The organism is Rheinheimera sp. 1928-s, from assembly GCF_029269265.1.
Lineage (GTDB): Bacteria > Pseudomonadota > Gammaproteobacteria > Enterobacterales > Alteromonadaceae > Pararheinheimera.
In genome coordinates this window covers 1-22,422 of the sequence record NZ_JARIXP010000007.1, presented here as the reverse complement: position 1 = coordinate 22,422, position 22,422 = coordinate 1, and the positions used below count along the sequence as shown (strand labels likewise).

Below are 22,422 nucleotides of genomic sequence, written 5' to 3'. Positions count from 1 at the left end.
GATTTAATCAGCTTTGCTGCGGGCTCTGACTCAACCAGGACTGAGCTACACCAGAAGCTAAAATCAGCAGCGCGCCAAGCCATTGCAAAACAGACATAGGCTCAGCAAACAGCAGCCATGCAGCGATAATTACCACCACAGGTTCCAGATAAGCCAGAGTTCCAAACACTCTGGTAGGTAAATGTTGAATGGCTTGCAGGGCAAACACCAAAGCTAAGAATCCCGGAAATAATCCAGCAATCACCAGCCACAGCCATTGATCCGCTTCAGGCCAGGGTTGATTGGCGACCAAAGGTAAAACGCACAGCGAGCCTACCAGCAACTGATAAAAACTTTTGTGATACAGAGGCACAGCATCAGGCACTTTTTTATTGAGTAAAATAAAGGCGGTGTAGGTGATCAAGGATGCAAGTGCATACCAAAGACCTTGTTGTTGCTCAACGCGGCTGTCGAACTGAAATTCCTGCAGCATAAAAAAGCCAAAAAAAGCCAGCATGATCAATAACAAAGTGCGACTGGTTAAGCGTTCTGCATACAGAAAATGCGCAATAATGGCTGACAATGCCGGGGCCAGATACACCAGCAAAATAGCCAGAGTTAAAGAGATGGTCTGGATTGCAGATAAAAAACACAAAATAAAACTGGCCAGCAAAATGCCATTCACCAGTACCAACACCGGAGGTTTTCCTGCTAATAAGCGCAGTTGTCCTGTAACAGCTAAATACAAAGCCAGAATCACTGCGCCTAAACCTAAGCGGTAAAAGGTCAGGCTGGCCGGATCAACAGCACTGTAGCGCGCTATTAAACCAATGGTGCCCATCATAGCAGCGGCTAAAGCGGCCATATAAAAGTAGCGGTAGGACGATAAAAGCATGCAATAGCCGTTCTTGGACAGGAGTGAGAAGCAGCCACTTTAGCCAGCAGCATCAGACAATTCAAGTGGTTGCTTTCTCTATCCAGATTAAGGTAAATCAAACCACAAGGCTTTAACCGGACCTTGAGTGGCTAAGGCTTTCAGTTCAGTTTCTTTACTGATTTTTGCACCATCACCTGGTTGCATCGCTGTGCCGTTTAACTCTAATTCGCCAGTAATTAAATGCAGGTAGAAGTTACGTTTGGCTTTCACTGGTAACTCAATCACATCATGTTCACTCAACAACAGTTGTGATAAATAGGCATCCTGCTTAATTTGCAGCGTACCGTCACGACCGTCCGGCGATATCACTAGCGTTAAGCCAGGTTCAGCTTTGAAGTCTTTTTGCTGATAACCTGGTACACCACCAAATTGATTCGGCTGGATCCAGATCTGCAAAAACTTTAAGTTGTCTTTATCACTGGCGTTAAATTCGCTGTGATAAATGCCTTTACCTGCACTCATCAGCTGAAACTCTCCTGCTGGTAAGGTTTTCACATTACCGGCTGAATCTTTGTGAGCAATTTGACCTTCCAGCACATAACTAATGATTTCCATATCCTGATGGCCGTGAGTATCAAAGCCTGCGGCTGCATCTACCTGGTCATCGTTTATCACTCGTAAAGCTGAAAACCCCATGTGAGCAGGGTCGTAATAACGGCCAAAAGAGAAGCTGTGTTTGCTTTTCAACCAGCCAAAATTGGCTGAGCCACGCTCAGCAGAATGTCTTAATTCAATCATGATATCCCTCGTACTTGAAGCTACAGCCCGGTGGGCTGAGTTTGGACAGGCTCTCTCTGTTGCGGAGAGAGCCACCTGGTTGGAATTATGAGTTCAGTTTTTTCGCGATAATGGCATCCACTGAGGCTTTACCTGCGCCACTGAACAACAGCGAAACACTGGCTGCTAACAAGGCTAAGGCAAATTCGTAGCCGTTAGTGCTCATAAAGAAGCCGTTGGCAAAATGCACTTTAAAGATGGCCACTAACATGGCGATAATTAAAGTCACTGCAGCAGGACGGGTCAGTACACCAAAGACTAATGCCAGACCACCAAAAAACTCAGCTGCACCTGCTAAAAACGCCATCAGTACACCAGGAGCCAGGCCTATGCTTTCCATCCAGCCGCCAGTGCCTTCCAGGCCGTAGCCACCAAACCAGCCAAATAATTTCTGAGCACCGTGTGCAGCAAAAATAATACCTACCGGTACTCGTAAAGCTAAAGCGCCAAAACCTGCGTTAGTACCAAAAATTTTCTGTAAAGTTGCTTTGTTCATCGTATTCACCTTTAAATAAATTGACCGTTAATTAGGGTTGTCAGACTGCTTTAAACCGCTTTTCAGTTCCGATGTGTGTACTTTAGAACGGCTTGTATTTTTAAAAAAGCGGAATAAACTGAGTTTATAATTCAAAATATTTGAACATGAAAATAAAGGTTCTATGGCTAATCATCCTATTCTGACGTTGGACGCCTTGCGTGCACTGGACGCTATCGATCGCAAAGGTAGCTTTGCCGCAGCGGCTGAACACCTATACAAAGTGCCCTCAGCCTTAAGCTATACCATAGCCAAACTTGAAGCGGACCTTGAAGTACAACTGTTTGATCGCTCCAAACAAAAAGCACAGCTGACAGCAGCTGGCCAGTTGCTGCTGCAACAGGGCCGTGAATTATTGCAGGCCGCCAGCCGCTTGCAGGATGCAATTAAGCAAGTGGACACGGGCTGGGAAACTCAGTTTGTGATTGCCAAAGACAGCATAGTGCCGTATCCGCCGGTGCTGAGCCTTATTCATGAATTTATGGCGCTTGGCAAAATGACCGAAGTCAGTATGCGTGAAGAAGTGTTAGGTGGTGGTTGGGAGGCTTTGGAAACTGGTCGGGCTCACATTGCTTTGGGGGTATCGGCCGATATGCCCAAAGGAAAATACGAACTGGTGCCTATTGGCGAAGTAGAGTTTGTGTTTGCGCTGTCGCCACAACATGAATTGGCTAATATCAGCAGGCAAATTGATCTAGCTGATGTGGAACAGGAAACGGCCATAGTGGTGTCTGATTCGGCTTTGGATGCGCCTAAACGTAGTTCAGGTTTATTTACCACCAGACGAGTGCTCAGAGTCAGTTCAATGCAAGCAAAAATTGCCGCTCAGGTGCAGGGGTTAGGGGTAGGTTTTTTACCAAAACATTTAATTCAGGATGAATTAGCCAGAGGTTTATTAATCGCCAAAAAAACCAGCATTCCACGCGAAAAGGCGATGTTGTATCTGGCCTGGCAAAAACAAAGTCAGGGCAAAGCACTGCAATGGTTTAGTGAAGCTTTTAGCCATTACCCCTGGCTAAAAGTGTGGTCAGGCGCCTGAGCAAACTGGGCCATGTTGTGGTTTTGCACGTAGCCTGATACTAACAACACAAAGTGAAAGAGATGGGCATTGAATAAAAAAATTAAAGCCGTAGTGTTTGATTTGGATGGCACTTTGGTGGACTCCAAACTGGATTTTTCTGAATTGCGCCGTCGCTTAGGCTGGCCTGAGCAAAGCTTGATCCTGGAGCATTTAGCCACATTAGACTGTGCGGTTAAAAAACAGCAGGCAGAGCAGATCATTATCGACTTTGAACTGGAAGGTGCGCGTAATGCCAGTTGGATGCCCAATGCAGATCTGTTGCTGCAGCAACTGAACCGCCAAAACATGCCGATGGCGATCTTAACCCGCAATATGCGTCAGGCCACAGAGTTGTGTATGCAGGCGCTGAATATTCCTATTGAACTGGTGTTGACCCGCGACGATGCTCCGGCTAAACCTCAGCCTGAAGGTTTATGGTTGATCGCAGAACAGCTGGGAGTTACCCCTGATCAAATTCTTTATGTAGGCGACTATCTGTTTGATATCCAAACGGCCCGCAATGCCGGTGCTTATTGCTGCTTATACCGTTATGGCGATAACCATATTTATGCAGAGCTGGCTGATGTGGTGGTAGACGATCTGCTGGAGATCGCAGACTGGTTAACAGCCTGACGCATAGCACTCTGTTCTGGACTTTTGAGCATAATGTTTCTAACATTTGTTTAACAGTGCCTGAAGGAGCAGTCATATGAGTTACACCCAGTGGTTACATCAACAATGTCCGGAAACACAGACATGGTCCTCCGTGGACACCTTTGCTTTAATTCAGCAAGCCAAAGCAACACAGCCGTATAAAAGGCTGGAGATACTGCTGATGATCGTCTGGATTTTTTTTTTTACCCTGCTGTATGGTTTTATTGGTCAGCCGCTGTTGGAGGTCTCTGAGCAAGGATTTCTTTGGTCCGCAGAAGCTGTCTGTGCAGTGCTGGCAGGGGCTTTTTTCTGTGTTTTCCTGGAGCAAAAAATGAAGCGGCGCTTGATACAGAAAAAACTGTTAGAGCTGGTCAAACAGCATCAGGTAGCACAAAAAGCATTGTAAATTCTGAGCTATTCCAGAGATTCACTAGTATTCCGGTATATTCAGCTTCCTATTTCTGTGGGAATTCCCGAGCATTACCAGGACTTCAACACACAAGGAACTGTTATGACCTTAGGCGATTATATTAAAGACAAACGTGCAACAATGCAGTTAAGCCAGCCACAACTGGCTGAGCAAATAGGCATTGAGCAGTCTTATTTATCCAAATTGGAAAATGATAAATCCCTGCCATCCAACGAAGTATTCCGTCGTCTTCTGACGGCTTTGAACCTGTCTTTACCTGCATTTATTGCAGCTTTTTCTGCGCAGGAAATACAGCAACTGACCGCCATAGCTGATGTCGAGTTTTATCTGAAACAGCAGAACAGCAAGCAGCAACGCCACTCCGGTTGGTTAGTGCTGAGTTTAAGTTTTGTTTTTGCCTTAGGGGCCGTCTGTTTTTACGCTGGTTTTCAGGCGTTGTGTTTTCCCGAACGTTTGTATCAGTATGAATCCCGTGGAGTTGTGTTACCTGGCGAATCAGCTTTTGTATTTACCGACTGGAACGAAAGTATTCCTGATCCCGTTGGCTCACTCGAGCGGATTAACCAGATCTGGCAAAAAAAGGCTGAAAAAGAGCAAGAAATATATCAACGTTTAGCTCAACTGACCGAACATAGCTTTGAAAATCTGGGCCAGTATTACATTCGCACTGTAGAGGGCGGCAGTCGTACTTTTGAATATAAAACAGCCAGCCGTGTTAACCGTACGGGCAACACAGTACTACAACTGCTTGGTTTATTTTTGATGGTGTTTAGTGCCGTTTTGAGTCTTGGCCGCAAGGCGTTGCTGCGGTTCTGAATAAAAGGGCTATTGCTGGCCCTATGTTCGGCTGCTACTAAATCTCGTGATCCAATACCTTCGGTAAACGACGGTGTTTTTCCTTGGCTTCTTTAATGGCGTCACTAAAAGCGGACGCCAGAATGCCAGTAGGCACTGCAATCATACATATACCAGTTACCGCAGTAATGCCTGCCAGAATGCGGCCAAGCAAGGTAATAGGGTACACATCGCCATAACCGACAGTGGTTAAAGTGGCGACGGCCCACCAGGTCGCTCTGGGGATAGAGCCAAAAGCTTCTGGCTGAATATCACCTTCGACTAAATACAGGCAAGTGGCGGCAAACAGCAAAATAACCAGACCAAAAATACCACTGACCAAGAGCTCATAAGTGCGGCTGCGGATAGCGACTACTATGCATTCCAGTGCAACGGAAAAACGGCCAAGTCGTGCTAATCGCACTACGCGAATTAATAACACCAGACGTAAAATGACGCCGCCATTACCCATATAGAGCGAAAAGGCGACCAGGATCGCCAATAAGTCGGCCATGGCAAAAAAGGAAAAGAAATGTTGCCAGCGACTTTTTATCGAATCATTTTCCACACAAGTCCAAAGCCTTGCCAGGTACTCCAGTAAGAACAAAGAACCCAAAGCCAACTCTGTGTAACGAAACCAATGTTCATGCCCCTTGCTGATATTGGGTTCGGTCTGAATAATGGCCAGCAGAATTCCTGCAAGTATCACCAATGCTATGGCTATATTCAGCGGAGACATGCCGCGGCCTGAATACAGCACAGGATCCAGCTGGTGAGCCAGGCGTGAGCGGAGTTTGTGCAAAAGGCTTTGATCGTGCATAACACACCAGGTTGAAAAGCTTTGGCTAATTGTCTCGGCAAGAGCTTGATATAGCAAGGCTATCTTTTAGGTCGCAGTTAAAAACCTGTCAGCACCTGCTCCAAAGTGCCCTGGCTTTGATGTGACAAGGCCTGTTGCCGTTCCTGCTCAGTTAAAATGCCAACAAAAGGTGTGCGGCGGCGTAACTTACGCAAATAGGGGCTGTCTTCTGTGATACCTTCACAAAACTGTTCTGGCTGCTGATACAACTCCAGTACGGATACCCAATGTAAATATGCGCCATAACTCAGCTGGCCATTATCACGACGTTCGTCCAGTTTGGCTTTCACCTGCTCCAGTAAAGCAGGCTCTGCTAATAATTTGGCCGCAATAGCCTGATGCAGCACCAGAATTTGCCTGTCTATATTTTCATCTTTAATACCGGTTTTTTTCACCCTGTAGGGTCTGTCTCTGTTATTGCTTTTAGGTGTCCACATGGTTTGTATTCTTTAGTGTTAATTAATGAAACTCTCTGGAGTAACTTTTAAGCGATCCAAGTAATGGCGTCAGGTCGGTTAAACGCCCGGCGATAATATGAATCACGCCGTCTTTTTTCTCCAAAATGCCGTTGACCTTCAATAATTTAGATTTTAAATAGGCCTGACGCTGCGCCGAAGCTGTGGCCGACCAGACCACTACATTACTAAAACCTGTGCCATCTTCCAGCGTGATAAAAGTTACGCCCGATGCCGTCCCCGGGCTTTGCCTCGCTGTGACTAAACCTATTACAGTCACCACCGACTTATGGTTCAGTGTTGTAAGCTCTGCTGCTTGGGCAAATTTTCCCAACAGCCCTTGTTGTTTTAATAACTGAACAGGATGAGTGCGTAAACTCAGGCCTGTGCTTTGATAATCTTCCACCACTTCAGCCAGCTCTGAGGGCATCGGCAATTGGTACTGGGTTTGATAAGGCTCAGCTGCCAATAAAGGCAATTTATGTTGCTGATCCAGTAATTGCCAACGCGCCTGATAACGTTGCCCTGACAGTTGCTGCAAGGCATTGGCACTGGCAAGAGCCGTTAAATCACCATCACTCAGGCCAGACTGCGCTACTTCAGCAAGTTGCTGATAACCGTTCTCCGGCCTGTGTTTTAACAACAGCAGCGCCCCTTGCTGGCTTAAGCCTTTGACCAGCCGTAGCCCTAAGCGGATCGCAAAACCTGAATTCGCCGTGGCAGTTTTAGTTGCTAAAGAGCTTGGCAGCATTAAATGATCCCAATCGGATTGATTAACACAAACAGGCAATACCTCCACATCATGTTGCCTCGCATCCTGAATCAACTGGCTGGGTGCATAAAAACCCATAGGCTGACTATTGAGTAAGGCGACATAAAAAGCCACAGGGTAATAATGTTTTAAGTAAGCCGATACATAAGCCAACACTGCAAAACTGGCTGAATGCGATTCAGGAAAACCATATTCACCAAAACCGCAAATTTGCTGGTAAATACGTTCGGCAAATTCTTGCTGATAGCCTCTGCTTAACATGCCGTCTATTAGTTTTTGTTTAAACTGGATCAATTCACCGGTTTTTTTCCAACTGGCCATAGCTCGGCGTAACTGGTCCGCTTCACCGCCACTAAAACCTGCAGCCACCATCGCCAGTTTAATCACTTGCTCCTGAAAAATAGGCACACCTAAAGTACGTTCCAGCACTTTTTGTACAGCAGGTGAAGGGTAAGACACGGCTTCTTCGCCATGGCGGCGTTTTAAATAAGGATGCACCATATCGCCCTGAATAGGACCGGGCCGTACTATGGCAATCTGGATCACCAAGTCGTAATAGGTCTTTGGGCGAAGCCGTGGCAACATCGACATCTGCGCGCGAGATTCAATCTGGAATAAGCCTATAGTGTCGGCTTGCTGAATAGCTTCATATACCTTTGGATCGTCACCTGCTTTGGTGATGGCCGCTATGCTTAAATCGGTATTCTGGTAACGCCTGACCAAATCAAAAGCTTTGCGAATCGCGCTCAGCATGCCCAAAGCCAACACATCCACTTTTAATAGCTTTAACGATTCCAGATCATCTTTATCCCACTGGATCACTGTGCGATCGGCCATGGCTGCATTTTCCACTGGCACTAATTCGTACAAAGGCCCTTCTGAAATAACAAAGCCTCCAACATGCTGGGATAAATGCCGTGGCATGCCCACCAATTGCTGCACCAGTTGCACCAACAGCTGAGCTTTTTTCGCTTGTGGATCAAGCCCCAACTGAGTCAGCTGGCTGCTCCAGTGCTGGCTTTTATCGCGCCTATGCAGGTTCTTTAAGAAAAACTCCACCTGATGCAGCTCAAAACCCAAAGCTTTGCTGATATCGCGAAAGGCACTTTTAAAGCGATAACAAATCACAGTAGCGGCAAGAGCTGCGCGCTCCCGGCCATACTTCTGGTAAATATACTGGATCACTTCTTCACGGCGTTCGTGCTCAAAATCTACATCTATATCAGGAGGTTCAGCCCGCTCTATCGAAATAAAGCGTTCGATTAAAACCTGAATTTGACGGGGATCCACAGCAGTAATAGCCAGGCAATAGCAGACCACTGAGTTAGCCGCTGAGCCACGGCCCTGATACAAAATGTGCTGTTTTTGTGCAAACAGCACCAAATCATGAATAGTTAAAAAGTAGAAGGGGTAGTTCAGCTGTTCTATTAAATCCAGCTCTTTGTTGATGGTCTGCTGGATATCGTCTGGTACGCCTTCAGGGAAACGTTGTTTCTCACCCGCTTTCACCAAGTCCCGTAAATGTTGCATAGCGGTTTTGCCTGCAGGCACCAGTTCAGCCGGGTACTGGTAACTTAATTCATCCAATGAAAAATGGCATAAATCAGCCAGTTTCTGGCTATTGTCCAGAAGCTCTGCCGGAAATAACTGCTGTAATTTTTTAATCGGCCTTAAGCTTTGTTCGGCGTTACTTAACAGCTGGCGCGCCATATCAGGCACAGCTTTGCCAGCTTGAATGGCGCTTAGTGCATGTTGCAACGGCAAACGGCTGGCCTGATGCATCAGCACTTCACCTGTAGCACAGCAAGGCAGTTGAAACTTCTGTGCCAGTTGTTGGCAATAAGGCAGATAAAACTGGTCCTGACTTTGTAATTTGCGGCTGGCCCCAAGCCATAACCGCGCGGCATGATGTTGATTTAACCAGTTGCCCCAGTACTGGTCAGACTGATCATCGCCACTGGGCAGCCAGAGGATCTGGCAATGCTGAATACGCTGAATATCCCATTCGGCTAGCTGATACGAGCCTTTTTCAGCGCGGCGTCTGGCCTGGGTAATAATGCGGCATAACTCGCTATAGGCGGTTTTATCCGGACAGAGTAATACCAGCCGTAACTGTGGGTTCAGTACCAATAAAGAGCCAATAATCAGTTTCAGTGGCAACTGCTTTTCTTTGATCTGATGGTGAGCGCGTACTACGCCTGCCAGCGAGCATTCATCGGTAATTGCCAGCGCTTTATAGCCTAAAACAGCGGCTTGTTGCACTAATTCAGCCGGACTGGAGGCACCTTGCAGGAAGGAGAAATGACTCTGGCAGACTAACTCAGAGTAACTACTGTATTTGCTGGCGGCAGGGATTTTCATTAGCTGAAATACCCCTGTAGGTACAGCTGTTCTGGCTGCTGTAAATCACGAAATAACCACAACCACTGGCCTTGCGCATTCTGGCCGACATAATAATCACGGTGCTGACTCTGTTGTAGCCACCAGCCGCTGCTTAAACGTTCAGGGCCATAATGCAGCTGCAATTGGTGCTGCTGTTCTGTATCCAAAGCCAAAGGCGGATCCACTAAAAATGCCGGGCGCACCGCAACTAAAGTACCGGCAATAGCAGCTTGTGGCTCTAAAGCAGCAGCATAGCGACTGGCCTGCTCTGGCAATAAATCGTTGTGTAGACAAGGGCTTGTGACCTGATCTTTACCTAAACGCGCCTGTAGTAATGACAAAAGCTGCAGGGCAGAATACAGCTGTGCTTTACCCGCCCCCAAATGGCCCGCAAACAGGGTTTTATACTGAGCGTAACGCGGCCCGGCGCGGCGGAGTATCAGTTTCAGCTGTATCACCGGCTTTTTCAGTTTTAAGCGTTCCAGCTGCAATTCGCTGATCTTTAGCCAATCCTTACTTTGGTATTCGCCCTGAGCTGAATGCAGTTGCAACTGTTGCTGCTGCTCCTGGCGCTGCAGTAAGCAAAGTTCCAACTGATAAGCCAGTTGATCCCGTTGTTGTAAATACAGCTGCAACAAGCCAAATAAATGCTGTAAAGGCCCAAGTAACTGGTCGCTGCGCTCCATTTCGTACAGCAGCTCTAACTGCTGCTCAAAGTGTTCTGCGGGCTGAATAAACTGCAGTAACGCGGGTTTTGTTCCTGTCAGCTGTTGTAAATACTGCAGCATTTCAACACCAAAACGCCGCACCAGTTCGGCCTGTGGAATTTTCAGTACATCGCCTAGTTGTGCAAGCCCAAGCCGCTGTAATTGCTCCTGTAGTTTGTTTGGCAATTGGGCATGTTGCAGTGGTAAAGCTTTGAGTTGCTGCTGAATTTTATCGCTTTGTAATAAAAACTGATCCCAGTGCTGCTGCGCCAATAAACGTGCGACTAAGGGTTGCTGCGCTGTGGCAAAATGATACTGATAACCCGCTTGTTGCAGTACCTGTTGTATCTGTTGCCAGAACTGCATAGCGCCACCATACAAAGCCAGCATAGGACTGAGCTTCAGCACTAAACCTGAATTCGCTTGCAGCGCTATATCACCGCAGTATTGATACAAAAGCTGAGCCAGTTGCTGCAGTTGCTGCTGTTCTTGTCCGACATTATGGGGCACCAGCTGCAATTGATGGCATAAAGAGGCAGCAGACGCCAATCCCATACCCAAAGCTAAACCCGCCTGGCGAGCAGCTGAGTTGAGTTGCAGCAACTGATGGTCAGCGCCTACTATCGCCAGAGGCGCTGTTAAATCAAGATGATGACTCTTATCTTTGTCTGATGAGGCTGTAGTTGTAGACGAGTTCGAGTGCAGCACGACCAATTTATCCAGCTGCAACTGCGGGAAATATAAATACAGCCAAAACTCCATCTGAGCAGACATACCCAATAGCCTCAACTGACTCTGGATAAAGGCGGACGACTATAGCGTTCTTGCCCTAGCTCTGGCTTTATAAAGTGCGGATAGAGCTCTGCCCATGGCAGCAGTACTTCTTGTTGTTGCCAGCCGCCTTTACGCTTGAGGATACGGATCTGTAAGCCCGTTGTAGCGGGAGTCAGTTGCAAACTTAAAGCCCAGGGCAGCAGTTGTTGTTCAGCGATTGCTGGGCGGAAAAAATACAACTGGCTTTGGCCTTGTGCCGCCGCTAATTGCAGACGTTTGAGCTGGGTTAAATTTAAGTTGTTTTGCCAGAGCAGCACATCCATACAACTGCCACTTTTTAAGCAAAGCTCAGCCGCCCAGAGTGCATCAGCAGAGCGGGGGGCATTGAGTTGCAACACCTGATGCAAAGGCCGCTTTTGTTGCAGCAGATATTCAGCACAGAGATTGGCTGGTGGATTGATCCAGATTTGCAGCAGCTCAGATCCGGATCCTGCCAGTGCTTTTTGGATCAATTGCAATTCAGCACAAGCGCCATGGCTTTGTAATTCAATGACGTTATGCTGTGGCCAGCCGCCTCCCAGAAGCTTATCCAAAGCGCTAAAGCCTGTGCTTTGGCAATGTTCATAAGGCGCTTCGGTTTGACTGGCCTGCCAGATCAGTTGTCTGTTCTGTAGCTGTTGCAGCAGAGCATTCATGATTTTCATCTCAAAATACTGTATATAAAAACAGTATAAAAGATCTGTTTTGGATCGCAAGGATAAAGTCAGGGTTTTCTGATCTTTTGCTTCGGGTCGATCAGGGCGTAAGAATTATGTTAATGTGCGCGACTTTTCTGCGTCCTCTGGCGCTACATCATCTTGGTACTGATATGACTGAAACCACAAAATTTACTGCTAAAACCTGGATTTTTATCCTGAGTTTGGTGCTGATTGCTCTCACCTTAAGGCCTTCCATGGCCTCTATCGGGCCTTTATTGCCTTTGATGCAACCTGAACTGCATCTGTCTTTTACCCAGGCTTCGTTGCTGACCATGTTGCCTGTATTGGCGATGGGTTTAGGCATCTTTTTTGCGCATCAGCTGGCGTTGTGGTTTGGCTCCTATCAGGTGATCTTTTGGGCATCCATCGCCATAGCTGGTGCCACAGCACAACGTTATTGGGCTGTTGGCGCTTTAGATTTAACCTTAAGTGCCATAGTGGCGGGTTTAGGCATTGCCATGGTGCAGGCTGTGGTGCCTGGGGTCATTAAACAAAAATTCAGCACCAAAGCACCTTTAGTCATGGGCTGGTATATATCCGCCATTATTGCTGGTGCTGCTTTAACTGCGTCTTTAGCGGCATTCTGGGCTGACTGGGCACAAAGCTGGCGGGTGGCGTTGTCCGGCTGGGTGGTTTTATCTGTAGTGGCTTTGGTTTTGTGGTTTTCTCAAAAAAACGCTATTCAAAACTTGCCTGTGGTGCAGTCGCAACAAAAGCCGCTGAGTTTTCGTCAATACGGCAGAGCCTGGACCTTAGCGCTATTTTTTGGTTTGGTCACTTGTGCTTTTACCTGCGTGCTGGCCTGGTTACCTGCCTATTATGTGGAACAGGGCTGGAGTGAACAAAAAAGTGGTTTGCTACTGGGGTTGTTGCTTTGCATGGAAGTGGTCTCTGGTTTTATCAGCCCCTGGCTGGCTAGCCGCAAAGCCGATCGTCGCCCTGTAATGTTGGTTTTATTGGTGTTGATGGCAACAGGTTTTGCTGGTTTAGTGGCTGCACCTGCACTGGGCTTAGTTTGGGCTTCACTTTTAGGTTTAGGTATTGGCGGTTTATTTCCTTTGTCTTTGATTGTGTCTATGGATCACCAACATCAGCCTTCCTCTGCGGCCAGTCTGACAGCTTTTGTGCAGGGCATAGGTTATACGCTGGCGGCTTTTTCACCGCTGATTGCTGGTTTTATCCGTGACTTTAGCCAAAGCTTTAGTATCAGTTGGTTATTATTAGCCGCTATAGCAGTGCTTTTGATGGCAATGGCGACACGCTTTAATCCACAGCAGTACAACGCAAAATTTCAATAAGCTTTTTCAGGAAGTCGGGCATGCAAGCCAATCTGATGTTATGGTTGGCATGCAGGGATAACAGCAGTTACTCAGCTGGGGTGGCGCTTCAAAGTTTTTACCACACAGCTAAGCAGCACTAAGGACTGGCTGATGACAACACAGGATTTACAACAGCACTATCAAGCCTTATGGCTACAGTCCTTGTCGCGTTTTGAACAACATCAGTTTGAAACTGACCCTCTGTTAACTGCTAAAAATGACAGCCGCTATGGTGTTACTTTGTTGGCGCGGCCTTCAGAGCAGGTAAAACAGCACATCCAGCATAGTCTCGCAGAGCTGATGCTGCTGGAACCAGCGCAGTATTATTATCCGGCAACGGATTTACACCTGACGGTGTTATCGCTGATTTCCTGTTATTCAGGCTTTGATTTATCACAAATAGATACAGCGGCTTATGTGGAATTGGTACAGCAAGTAATTAAAAACACAGGCCCATTTCGTCTGCATTTTCACGGGATCACAGCATCGCCTTCTTGTGTGCTGGTGCAGGGCTTTTTTGAAGATCAGCAGTTAAACCAGTTAAGAGCAAAGCTGCGCTCTGCCTTTGGTCAATCAACTTTGCAGCATTCGATTGACCAGCGTTATGCCATCCAAACGGCTCATATGACGGTATCACGTTTTAGCCAACAGCCTGCAAATCCTGAGCTGTTCCTGCAGAAAATTAAAGCCTTAGCTTCAGTGAATTTTGGTACTTGCCTGATTGACGAACTGGAGTTGGTCGGCAACGACTGGTATCAGCGCCAACAAAATACTGTGCTGTTGGGTAAATTCAGTTTGTAGTGACTTCATTTAATACAGCAGTTTAAATAACAGTTCTGATAAATCAGGTTGCCACCAGAAATCTTTAGCCACCCGGCCATTACGCACTATCACCCCTTCGGCCAGCAGCAATTGTTGTTGTGCTAAAGCTTGGGGTGTACCGGCGGCAAAAGCCAGTTGACCGCCAGAACGCATTACTCTGTACCAGGGCAGTTGCAGTTCATCAGGCGCTAAACCCAGCGTTTTCCCCACTAAGCGAGCTCGGCCAGGCAAACCTGCTAAATCTGCTATCTGACCATAACTGGCAATTTTTCCGGCCGGAATTTGTAACACCGTTTGCCAGATCTTTTGTTGTTTAGATGGAGATTGTTGTTGCATCACATCACCAGGTTGAAACGCCGGCTGGCTGATATTTATCGGACAATGCTACAATGCCGCCGCATTTTTTGCCGGAGTTTTTCATGTTTACCACTATTGACGGTATTCGGCTGCGTATTCCCACCGAAGAGCCTGTAGCACCAGAAAGCAGCGATTGTTGTGGCAGCGGCAGCTGTTGCCCTTGTGTCTGGGATTATTACCGTGCAGAGCAAAAAGCTTGGCTGGCTCAAAAGGAGCAAAAGCAGGAGCAAGAGTCTAATTAATGACTCTTACTCCGCAATCAGCTTAATAGGCTTTATTGACGACAGTGCGGCCTATTGGCGCCAGGCTTAACGTTGCCAGTTTTAAGTGGGCTAAGCCAAACGGAATGCCGATGATGGTAATAAAACAAGCCACGGCATGGAATAAATGTCCCAAGGCCAGCCAGAAACCTGCAAATACAAACCAAATCACATTACCGATAAAACCCAGTGGGCCAGTGCCTATATCAGAAATACGGTTTAAGCGTTCACGGTTGACGTGCTCGTTGCCAAAAGGCCAGAACGCCATTTCACCAATCACAAAACAGGCGCGACCAAAAGGAATAAATACAATACTTAAAAAGCACAGCAAACCGATACACCACCAGGCCAGCCCCATTAAAAAGCCACCCATCACAAACCAGAAAATATTAAATATCAGCCTTAAAGCACCCATGGTCGTTCTCCTTTTTTCAGTGATGCCAAAAAGGTTACAAGATTAAGGCCAGATTTAATTTTTATATAAATCAGTAAGATAACGTTTTAAGGCAAAAGTGGCACTGTGAAAATTACCACTTTATAGTCAAATGCACCTCTGATGTGGTTACTGATCAGTTAAAGGTGCTGGTACCAAAGCTCTGCCTGATACACCAACTGGAAAAGCCGGCGAATCACAGACCCGAACTTTGTAGCTATAGCCCACAGGCTGAGTGGCATCAGGCGTGACCACCAGTACTTCGTAGTCGTTGATATGCACCAGATGTTCAGGTGGGGTCAGTTTACAGCTCGACGCACTTAAGCTTTCGACATGGTAATTAAAAGAGGCCACCAGTTTATTCAGCCACAGCATAGTGGGCAGTTTAAAACCGCTATCGCCCATTACATAGCCATCACCGATAAATACCTGAAACTCTGGAACTTTGGTGTGAGGGCCTTTTGGCTGCAATTCTTTTTCACGTTGTTTTATTTCGTCTATTTTTTTTTGCAAAGCTTCAGGAGTGTTTTGCTGTTGGGTTGTCTCTCCCCAATTTAAAAACTGTTCTGGATGACCGTTGAAATAGCTGGCTAAAGTGAAAATTAAAATCACAGTGACCACAGGCAAATAAATAATACGGGCCATTAAAGTCCAGACCGGAAATTCTTCGTCATCCAGCAAATGTTTAGAGGGAACGCCTAAAGGCCGTAACATCAGCAAAAGCATCACCTTAAACAGATGCAACATAGAATAAAACTGCAACGTCAGCATGCTGCCAATTAAAGTCCAGGCCGGTGCCAGTAACAATGCAGCCAGGTTCACACTGTAGGGTACTACATCAGGCCTTACGCCTATCACACCGTTGACAATGGATTCGGCATAAGCAAAAGAGAAATTCAGTACTATGGCGTAAAAAATCAGAATACAGGCTTTACCCAGCAAGCTATGCCACCAAATCGCAAAACGTTGCCACATCTCTTTGGCTGTGGCCAACAGCAGTAATACAGAGGCAATTTGTGCTAAAGCAGAGTTATCTGCCCCCAGTAGCAAGTACAACAGAAAAAATACAGTGGCCAGTAAATAGCACCACTGGGCAAAATGCAGCTGCGCCAAACGGGGAAAACGCTCATTCCATGGTTGCATAGTTAAATTCCTGAATTCTATAGTTATCTTTATGTTGCTATTGTTAGCACAAGGCAGCTTTTTGCTCAATCCATCAAAGAAAAGAATCCTGCAACTGGGCTTAAATTTCCCACGCTGAACTAAACAAGGTTGCACCAAAGCGCTTTACATGGATAATTTGGTTTTTATTTTTACGCGCTAAAACTACAACTAAAAATACCAAGGGATCTTATGAAATCTGTATACCTGCTCAGCACTTTGGCGCTTAGCCTCAGCTTTGCCAGCATAGCCGACGAAGGCCAATGGCAACCACATCAACTGGCTGAATTACAAAAAGAGCTGACAGCCAAAGGCATAGATATTCCGGGCAAGCAACTGGCCGATTTAAGCCAGTACCCTATGAATGCCATTGTCAGTCTCGGTTATTGTTCTGCCTCTTTTGTATCGCCGAAAGGCCTGGTGGTGACAAACCACCACTGTGCCTACAACGCCATTCAGAATAATTCGACCAAAGACAATAACCTGATTGATAAAGGTTTTTTAGCCAAAACTATGGCTGAAGAATTACCGGCAGGACCGCAGGAACGCTTGTATATCACTGAGGCCGTGACAGATGTAACAGCACAAATTACTGGTGCATTAGCAGCGGGTTTATCAGGTAAAGAGCGTTATGAAGCCATTGAAGCGAACCGCAAAGCATTAATTAAAGACTGTGAAAGCGATGCAAACTACCGCTGCTCTGTGGTGAGTTTTCATCACGGTATGGAGTATTTCCAAATCAAACAGCTGATGCTGCAGGACGTGCGTTTAGTGTATGCACCGTCAGAAGCAGTAGGAAACTACGGTGGTGATATCGACAACTTTGAGTACCCACGTCATACCGGCGATTACACCTTTATCCGTGGTTATGTCGGCAAAGACGGCAAACCAGCGCCTTATTCAGTGGATAACGTGCCGTACCAAAGCAAAAACTTTTTAAAAGTGAATGCCAATGGGGTACGGCAGGGCGACGGTATTTTATTGGCAGGTTATCCGGGCCAAACCAGCCGTTACCGTTTAGCTGATGAAATCTCTTTTGCGGCCGACTGGCAATATCCGGCCCAGGTGAAAACTTATCAGCAAATGATCAACACCATCGACCGTTTAGGTGCAACTGACGGCGATTTAAAAGTGAAATACTCCTCTACCGTAAAAAGTCTCAATAACCGCATGAAAAAACTGCAGGGCTTATTGGATGGTTTTAAAGTCACGGATATTCACGCCATTAAAGTGCAACGTGAGCAGGCACTGCTGGACTGGATCAAAGCTGATGAAAGCCGCAAACCTTACCAGCAAAGTATGGATACGTTAAAACAACTGATAGAAACCGAACAGGCTTTTACTCAGCAAACCTACTACTTTGAAGCAGCCAAACGCAGCGATTTATTGCAAGCCGCTATGCTGTTATATCGCTTAGCACAGGAAAACCAAAAACCAGACGCGATGCGAGAAATGGGCTTTCAGTTACGTGACTTAAAAATGATTGAAGGCCGCTTAGCCCGGATGGAAAAAAGCTTCCACCCGACTATGGATATCGCCATTTGGTCAGAACAGCTTGCCGAATATTTAGCTCAGCCTGATGCTGTACGTGTAGCCGAATTGGACAGCGCTTTAGGTTTAACGGCTGGTATGACAGAAGCGCAAGTTGCAGAAAAACTAACTGCACTTTACCCACAAAGCAGTTTAACCAGCACTGAAGGCCGCAAAGCCTGGTTGGGTAAAACACCTGCGGATTTTGCCGCAAGCTCAGACCCTTTTATTCGCATTGCAGTGGCTATTTTTGATAAAAATATGGCCTTAGAAACTCAGGATAAAGAGCTAAAAGGCCAGTTGTCACAAGTACGCCCAGCTTATATGCAGGCCATTATTGCCTACAACAAAGCACAGGGAAAACCAGTGTACCCTGATGCTAACAGCACTTTGCGTATTACCTATGGCTCAGTGGACGGTTATCCGGCCAAAGACGGTGTGTATAAAACGCCTTTTACTTCAGTCAAAGGTTTAATCGCCAAACGTCAGGCTGATTATCCTTTTAACGCGCCACAAAACTTAGTGGATGCCTATCAGGCTGGTAAAACAGAAGGTTATTTTTATGCCGACTTAGCAGCACAAACCAAAGAGCCTTGGTTCTGCGCTATTTTTAGCTGCCCAAAAACCGAAGTAAAAGCCTTTAACTCGGTGCCGGTAAACTTCTTATCCAGCGCCGACACCACAGGCGGCAACTCAGGTTCAGCAGTGATGAACGGCAAAGGCGAACTGGTGGGCTTAAACTTCGACTCGACTTATGAGTCGATTACCAAAGATTGGTACTTTAACCCAGAGATCACCCGCGCCATTCACGTCGATATCCGCTACGTATTATGGATGATGCACTACGTTGATAACGCTGACAATTTATTAGCGGAAATGGACATAGTAAGGTAATCAACTCGTCGAAAATACCGAGATCCGGGGTCAGATCCATATTTACGAAGTAAATTGGCTCTGACCCCAGTTTCACGAACCTGCTAATCAGAGTCTTTTTTACCTGATATTCAATTCGTAGGAGTAGGAGAGAGCTTTGCGCCTTCCCTTCTTAAATTACATACGGATCTTCATAGGGCTTGTCCCCTGCAACACTCCCGCTTATGATTCAAGCTGAAACCATCCAAACCTTCACCCGTTCAGCAATAAAGACAACGGACTTTTCACCGCATTACCACCACGGTTTAAAACGTGGGTATAGATTTGCGTGGTTTTCACATCGCTATGGCCGAGTTGCTCTTGTACTGTTCGGATATCAATACCAGCTTCCAGCAAATGTGTAGCGAAAGAGTGTCTTAGAGTATGGCAAGTCACATTCTTTGAGATTTTCGCCAATCGGGCTGCCACTTTTATAGCCCGCCTAACCGTAGTTTCATCCAAATGATGCCGACGGATAAGTTTAGATTCCGGGTCAAGGCTAAGCAGGCTGGACGGGAATAAATAATGCCAGCCAATTTCTTTCGGCGCAGCCGGATATTTTCGGGCCAAGGCAAAAGGTAACCAGACTCCTGCATAAGAAGGGTTATGCAGATCGGTCTGAAAATGCTGTTTTACATACTCAATTTGTAACTTCAAAGCAGGAATAAGCTCTGGTGCCAGCGTCACCCGGCGGTTTTTATTACCTTTACCCTGCCACACCAGCACAGACAAATAATCAAAATCAATATCCTGCACCCGCAGCCTGATGGCCTCCATTAAACGCAAGCCACTGCCATACATCAGCTGAGCCAATAGCTTATATTTAGGATCAATCAAAGCAAGCAACTGCTGAATCTCAACACGAGTAAGTACCACGGGCAGTTTTTGCGCTACCCGAGCCTTATTAAAATTAAGGTTGAGCGACAGTGGCCGCAAAATAATATGTCGGTACAAAAAGCTCAGTGCATTCAGAGCAGTCGCCTGAGTTTTTATCGCCACAGTGCGCTGATTGGAAAGGTAAGACAAGAAGTTCTCTACATCGGCATCAGATAGCTGATTCGGATGCTGTTTGTGATGAAACAAAATGTAGAATCGAATCCAATACAAATAGGTTTCGACGGTACGCTTGGCATAACGCCGCGACACCATAAACTCCCTAACGTAATCCAAAAAAGGCGAGGCCATTTTTGATCTCCGAATAACTGTTTAAATAAACAGTGGTTCAGCTTGAGTAAAAAATCCACCAACTAGCGTACAGGCGGTATAGATTTTGTCGGGCATAAATTTACTGATTTCAGAAAAAGTTGTTGAAATAGAGGTACATCAGCGTTAATTTGGTATGAGTAAAAATCATGAAAGAGGGCGGAAAAATGTTCGACTTGCGGGCAGAAACCCTTCTATTAAATTGTTGAACTAAGCCGCTGCGCGGAGCCTGATTTCACAGACTGAGTCTGAACTTCCACACTTACTCCGGGACTGTTCCCATGACAACCGGAGAATCATCATGACACCCTTACGCCAAGCCATGATCGACCAGTGTCGGCTGCGTGGTTTATCACCACGTACTGAAGAAACCTATCTTTATGCCGTAGAACAAATCAGCCGCTATTACCAACAGCGACCGGATTATCTGACGGAAGCACAACTTGAGGCCTACTTTACGTACCTTACGCTTGAGAAAAAAGCGTCGCGTAACACCATTCATATTCAACTGAACGGCATCCATTTCTTTTTTGAGCATGTGCTGCACCGCAGTTTTACCATCACCAAACCTTTGCCCAAGCGAGCGCATAAGCTGCCTACCTTACTCAGTGCAGCTGAAGTGCGGCAAATCATCACATGTTGCGAAGACCCCAAATATCAAACCATGATGTGGCTGTATTACGGTACAGGACTACGTCTGATGGAGCTTATCCATACCAAAGTAAAGGATATTGACGGTAAGCGCTGTGTACTAAAAGTGGAAGGAGGCAAAGGCGACAAAGACCGTTATGTACTGCTGACACCGTCTGTTCTTGAATTGTTGCGCCAGTACTGGCTGGAGTACCGCCCCCGGAACTGGTTGTTTTATTCACGCCGTGGCATGGATCAGCCCGTGTCCAGTAGTTGTGTTGCGAAAGCCTTTCGTGCCGCAGCGAAGCAGTCAGGCATAGGGAAAGCCTGCAGTGTGCATTCGCTGCGCCATGCCTATGCCACTCATCAATTAACAGCAGGAATGCCACTGCATGAATTACAAAACCAACTTGGACACAGTAACCTGAAAACGACGCAGAATTACCTGCATTGGTTACCAGAAATGGGCAGCGGTGCGCGGGATTTACTGGCGCACCGGACTACGCCATGAGCCTGCATCTTGCGGATGTACTGCAGCAGTTTCTGCCTGATTATCAGCAAAGCCACAGGCTGAGCACCCAACAGCAAAAAGCCTGTCAGCATATTCTGCAGTGCAGAACAGCAGCACTGGGCCAGCAACTCTGGGAATGCCAGCAGTGCCACCAGCAACAACTGGTGTACTGCTCGTGCCGTGACCGCAACTGCCCACGTTGCCAAGGGCAACGCACCCGACAATGGATAGAGACACAGGCCGAGCATTTAGTGCAGGCCAGGTACTTCCATCTGGTATTCACCTTGCCACATGAACTGAATGGTATCAGCCACTTTAAAGAAGAAGCGCTGTATCACTGCTTATTCAAAGCGGTGTGGCAAACGTTAAGCCGCTTTGCACTGCGACATCGCAAGCACGCCGGACAGTTAGGTATGACGGCTGTTTTGCATACCTGGGGCCAGACATTAAGCCAGCATATTCATCTGCACTGTTTAATTCCGGGTGGAATGCTGAGTAAAGCTGGCCGATGGCAGGTGATTGATAAAGAGTACCTGTTTCCGGTGAAAGCCTTATCGACGGTGTTCAGGGCCAAAATGCTGGCCGCACTTCGGGACGAGAAGATACAGATTGCCGATAGTGACGCTTTGATGGCTAAGCCCTGGTCCGTGTTTAGTAAAGCTTGCCTGTGTAAACCAGAAACCGTGCTGCGCTACCTTGGACGCTATACCCGTAAAGGCATGCTGCATGAAAGTCGTCTTGTGCAGATGAATGAACATAGCGTCAGCTTCCGTTACAAGGATTATCAGGACGGAAACCAACGTAAAGTGATGGCCTTAAATGGTGAGGAATTTATCCGGCGCTATTTAAGCCATGTGCTGCCTAAAGGCCTGATGCGAATACGGCACTTTGGTTGGCTGAGTAATAAAAGCCGTAAAGAGAAACTGGCCTTAATCAAAGCACAGGAACCGAAAGAAGCAACGCCGAGAGATAAACCAGAGGCGACAACAGAGCCGGTATGGCATTGCACGCACTGCAAAAGTGGTGTCCTACAACTGGCAGGATTACTCAAACGACTGGACACCGGACCACCGGATAGTTGAAAGCAGGGTGGTTCTTTGCGGAGAAAATATCAGCCTTGATAGTCGGGACGGCAACGTATTGCCAACTGATCTGAATAGTGGCGAATGATCAATAGAATAAACAGGTTATCAGATACGAAATGGCAGCAACACTGTGAAAGACTGCATCAGATTGTCCAAAATAATCTTGCAAGCAGCTGTTCCCTAAATATACAAATTCCATTAGCATCAGATGTACCAATAAAGAGCGCACCCACCGTTCAACAGACTCTTATCCGTCGTGAACGCCGGATAAGACGCTAAAAAGTTA

The 22,422-nt window shown here is 46.7% G+C and carries 22 protein-coding genes; 10 read left to right on the top strand and 12 right to left on the bottom strand.

Going from position 1 to position 22,422, the window contains the following annotated elements; translation table 11 throughout:
* Nucleotides 1-7 precede the first annotated feature (7 nt).
* The 3 genes from P3C17_RS16855 to P3C17_RS16845 form a co-directional block, all read right to left on the bottom strand.
* Complete coding sequence (locus P3C17_RS16855) at nucleotides 8-874, bottom strand: EamA family transporter (RefSeq protein WP_300930523.1); 867 nt, start codon at nucleotides 872-874, stop codon at nucleotides 8-10.
* 87 nt (nucleotides 875-961) lie between these two features.
* Complete coding sequence (locus P3C17_RS16850) at nucleotides 962-1,654, bottom strand: pirin family protein (protein ID WP_300930522.1); 693 nt, start codon at nucleotides 1,652-1,654, stop codon at nucleotides 962-964.
* A gap of 85 nt (nucleotides 1,655-1,739) precedes the next feature.
* Nucleotides 1,740-2,189 (bottom strand): DoxX family protein, encoded by a 450-nt coding sequence (locus P3C17_RS16845; protein WP_300930521.1) that lies wholly within the window; start codon nucleotides 2,187-2,189, stop codon nucleotides 1,740-1,742.
* A gap of 163 nt (nucleotides 2,190-2,352) precedes the next feature.
* Here P3C17_RS16845 and P3C17_RS16840 point away from each other — a divergent pair, with 163 nt between their 5' ends.
* The 4 genes from P3C17_RS16840 (at nucleotide 2,353) to P3C17_RS16825 (ending at nucleotide 5,188) form a co-directional block, all read left to right on the top strand.
* Nucleotides 2,353-3,267 carry a LysR family transcriptional regulator gene (locus tag P3C17_RS16840; protein ID WP_300930520.1) on the top strand — a complete coding sequence of 305 codons (915 nt, stop codon included), beginning with the start codon at nucleotides 2,353-2,355 and terminating at the stop codon, nucleotides 3,265-3,267.
* A 69-nt stretch (nucleotides 3,268-3,336) separates the two neighbouring features.
* On the top strand, nucleotides 3,337-3,921 hold the full coding sequence (locus P3C17_RS16835) for an HAD-IA family hydrolase (RefSeq protein WP_300930519.1): 585 nt from the start codon (nucleotides 3,337-3,339) through the stop codon (nucleotides 3,919-3,921).
* 76 nt (nucleotides 3,922-3,997) lie between these two features.
* Complete coding sequence (locus P3C17_RS16830) at nucleotides 3,998-4,348, top strand: hypothetical protein (protein WP_300930518.1); 351 nt, start codon at nucleotides 3,998-4,000, stop codon at nucleotides 4,346-4,348.
* 105 nt (nucleotides 4,349-4,453) lie between these two features.
* Entirely contained in the window at nucleotides 4,454-5,188 is a 735-nt protein-coding gene (locus P3C17_RS16825; protein ID WP_300930517.1) for a helix-turn-helix domain-containing protein, read from the top strand.
* A 37-nt stretch (nucleotides 5,189-5,225) separates the two neighbouring features.
* Here the strand turns inward: P3C17_RS16825 and P3C17_RS16820 are convergent, their stop codons facing one another.
* From P3C17_RS16820 to imuA, 5 genes are all read right to left on the bottom strand, one after another.
* Nucleotides 5,226-6,026, bottom strand: coding sequence for an ion transporter (locus tag P3C17_RS16820; RefSeq protein WP_300930516.1), 801 nt, complete (start codon nucleotides 6,024-6,026; stop codon nucleotides 5,226-5,228).
* A gap of 77 nt (nucleotides 6,027-6,103) precedes the next feature.
* Entirely contained in the window at nucleotides 6,104-6,502 is a 399-nt protein-coding gene (locus tag P3C17_RS16815; RefSeq protein ID WP_300930515.1) for a hypothetical protein, read from the bottom strand.
* 22 nt (nucleotides 6,503-6,524) lie between these two features.
* The gene (locus P3C17_RS16810; protein WP_300930514.1) at nucleotides 6,525-9,653 is read right to left on the bottom strand and encodes an error-prone DNA polymerase; all 3,129 of its coding nucleotides are present in this window, start codon (nucleotides 9,651-9,653) and stop codon (nucleotides 6,525-6,527) included.
* Nucleotides 9,653-11,155 (bottom strand): DNA polymerase Y family protein, encoded by a 1,503-nt coding sequence (locus P3C17_RS16805; protein ID WP_300930513.1) that lies wholly within the window; start codon nucleotides 11,153-11,155, stop codon nucleotides 9,653-9,655. Before P3C17_RS16805 ends, P3C17_RS16810 begins: the two co-directional genes overlap by 1 nt.
* An 11-nt stretch (nucleotides 11,156-11,166) precedes the next feature.
* Nucleotides 11,167-11,859 carry a translesion DNA synthesis-associated protein ImuA gene (gene imuA, locus P3C17_RS16800; RefSeq protein ID WP_300930512.1) on the bottom strand — a complete coding sequence of 231 codons (693 nt, stop codon included), beginning with the start codon at nucleotides 11,857-11,859 and terminating at the stop codon, nucleotides 11,167-11,169.
* Between the two features lie 164 nt (nucleotides 11,860-12,023).
* Here imuA and P3C17_RS16795 point away from each other — a divergent pair, with 164 nt between their 5' ends.
* Entirely contained in the window at nucleotides 12,024-13,211 is a 1,188-nt protein-coding gene (locus tag P3C17_RS16795) for an MFS transporter (protein ID WP_300930511.1), read from the top strand.
* Between the two features lie 132 nt (nucleotides 13,212-13,343).
* A complete protein-coding gene (locus P3C17_RS16790; protein ID WP_300930510.1) occupies nucleotides 13,344-14,033 on the top strand; it encodes a 2'-5' RNA ligase family protein in 690 nt (229 codons plus the stop codon).
* Between the two features lie 9 nt (nucleotides 14,034-14,042).
* On the opposite strand, the gene P3C17_RS16785 is transcribed toward P3C17_RS16790, so the two are convergent.
* On the bottom strand, nucleotides 14,043-14,390 hold the full coding sequence (locus P3C17_RS16785) for an MGMT family protein (protein WP_300930509.1): 348 nt from the start codon (nucleotides 14,388-14,390) through the stop codon (nucleotides 14,043-14,045).
* 83 nt (nucleotides 14,391-14,473) lie between these two features.
* Here P3C17_RS16785 and P3C17_RS16780 point away from each other — a divergent pair, with 83 nt between their 5' ends.
* The gene (locus P3C17_RS16780) at nucleotides 14,474-14,653 is read left to right on the top strand and encodes an oxidoreductase-like domain-containing protein (protein ID WP_300930508.1); all 180 of its coding nucleotides are present in this window, start codon (nucleotides 14,474-14,476) and stop codon (nucleotides 14,651-14,653) included.
* A 22-nt stretch (nucleotides 14,654-14,675) separates the two neighbouring features.
* Here the strand turns inward: P3C17_RS16780 and P3C17_RS16775 are convergent, their stop codons facing one another.
* Together P3C17_RS16775 and P3C17_RS16770 are read right to left on the bottom strand one after the other, a co-directional pair.
* Entirely contained in the window at nucleotides 14,676-15,086 is a 411-nt protein-coding gene (locus P3C17_RS16775) for a YccF domain-containing protein (RefSeq protein WP_233079142.1), read from the bottom strand.
* Nucleotides 15,087-15,233: 147 nt separating this feature from the next.
* The gene (locus tag P3C17_RS16770) at nucleotides 15,234-16,247 is read right to left on the bottom strand and encodes a hypothetical protein (protein WP_300930507.1); all 1,014 of its coding nucleotides are present in this window, start codon (nucleotides 16,245-16,247) and stop codon (nucleotides 15,234-15,236) included.
* Between the two features lie 210 nt (nucleotides 16,248-16,457).
* Between P3C17_RS16770 and P3C17_RS16765 the strand changes: the two genes are divergently transcribed.
* On the top strand, nucleotides 16,458-18,689 hold the full coding sequence (locus P3C17_RS16765; protein ID WP_300930506.1) for a S46 family peptidase: 2,232 nt from the start codon (nucleotides 16,458-16,460) through the stop codon (nucleotides 18,687-18,689).
* Nucleotides 18,690-18,920: 231 nt separating this feature from the next.
* Here the strand turns inward: P3C17_RS16765 and P3C17_RS16760 are convergent, their stop codons facing one another.
* Nucleotides 18,921-19,892 (bottom strand): integron integrase, encoded by a 972-nt coding sequence (locus P3C17_RS16760; protein WP_300930505.1) that lies wholly within the window; start codon nucleotides 19,890-19,892, stop codon nucleotides 18,921-18,923.
* A 319-nt stretch (nucleotides 19,893-20,211) separates the two neighbouring features.
* On the opposite strand from P3C17_RS16760, the gene P3C17_RS16755 reads away from it, so the two are divergent.
* Both P3C17_RS16755 and P3C17_RS16750 read left to right on the top strand, forming a co-directional pair.
* Complete coding sequence (locus P3C17_RS16755) at nucleotides 20,212-21,051, top strand: site-specific integrase (RefSeq protein WP_300930504.1); 840 nt, start codon at nucleotides 20,212-20,214, stop codon at nucleotides 21,049-21,051.
* Nucleotides 21,048-22,133, top strand: a complete 1,086-nt coding sequence (locus P3C17_RS16750; RefSeq protein WP_300930503.1) for an IS91 family transposase — start codon at nucleotides 21,048-21,050, stop codon at nucleotides 22,131-22,133. The genes P3C17_RS16755 and P3C17_RS16750 overlap by 4 nt, the downstream gene beginning before the upstream one ends.
* The last annotated feature ends 289 nt before the right edge of the window (nucleotides 22,134-22,422 follow it).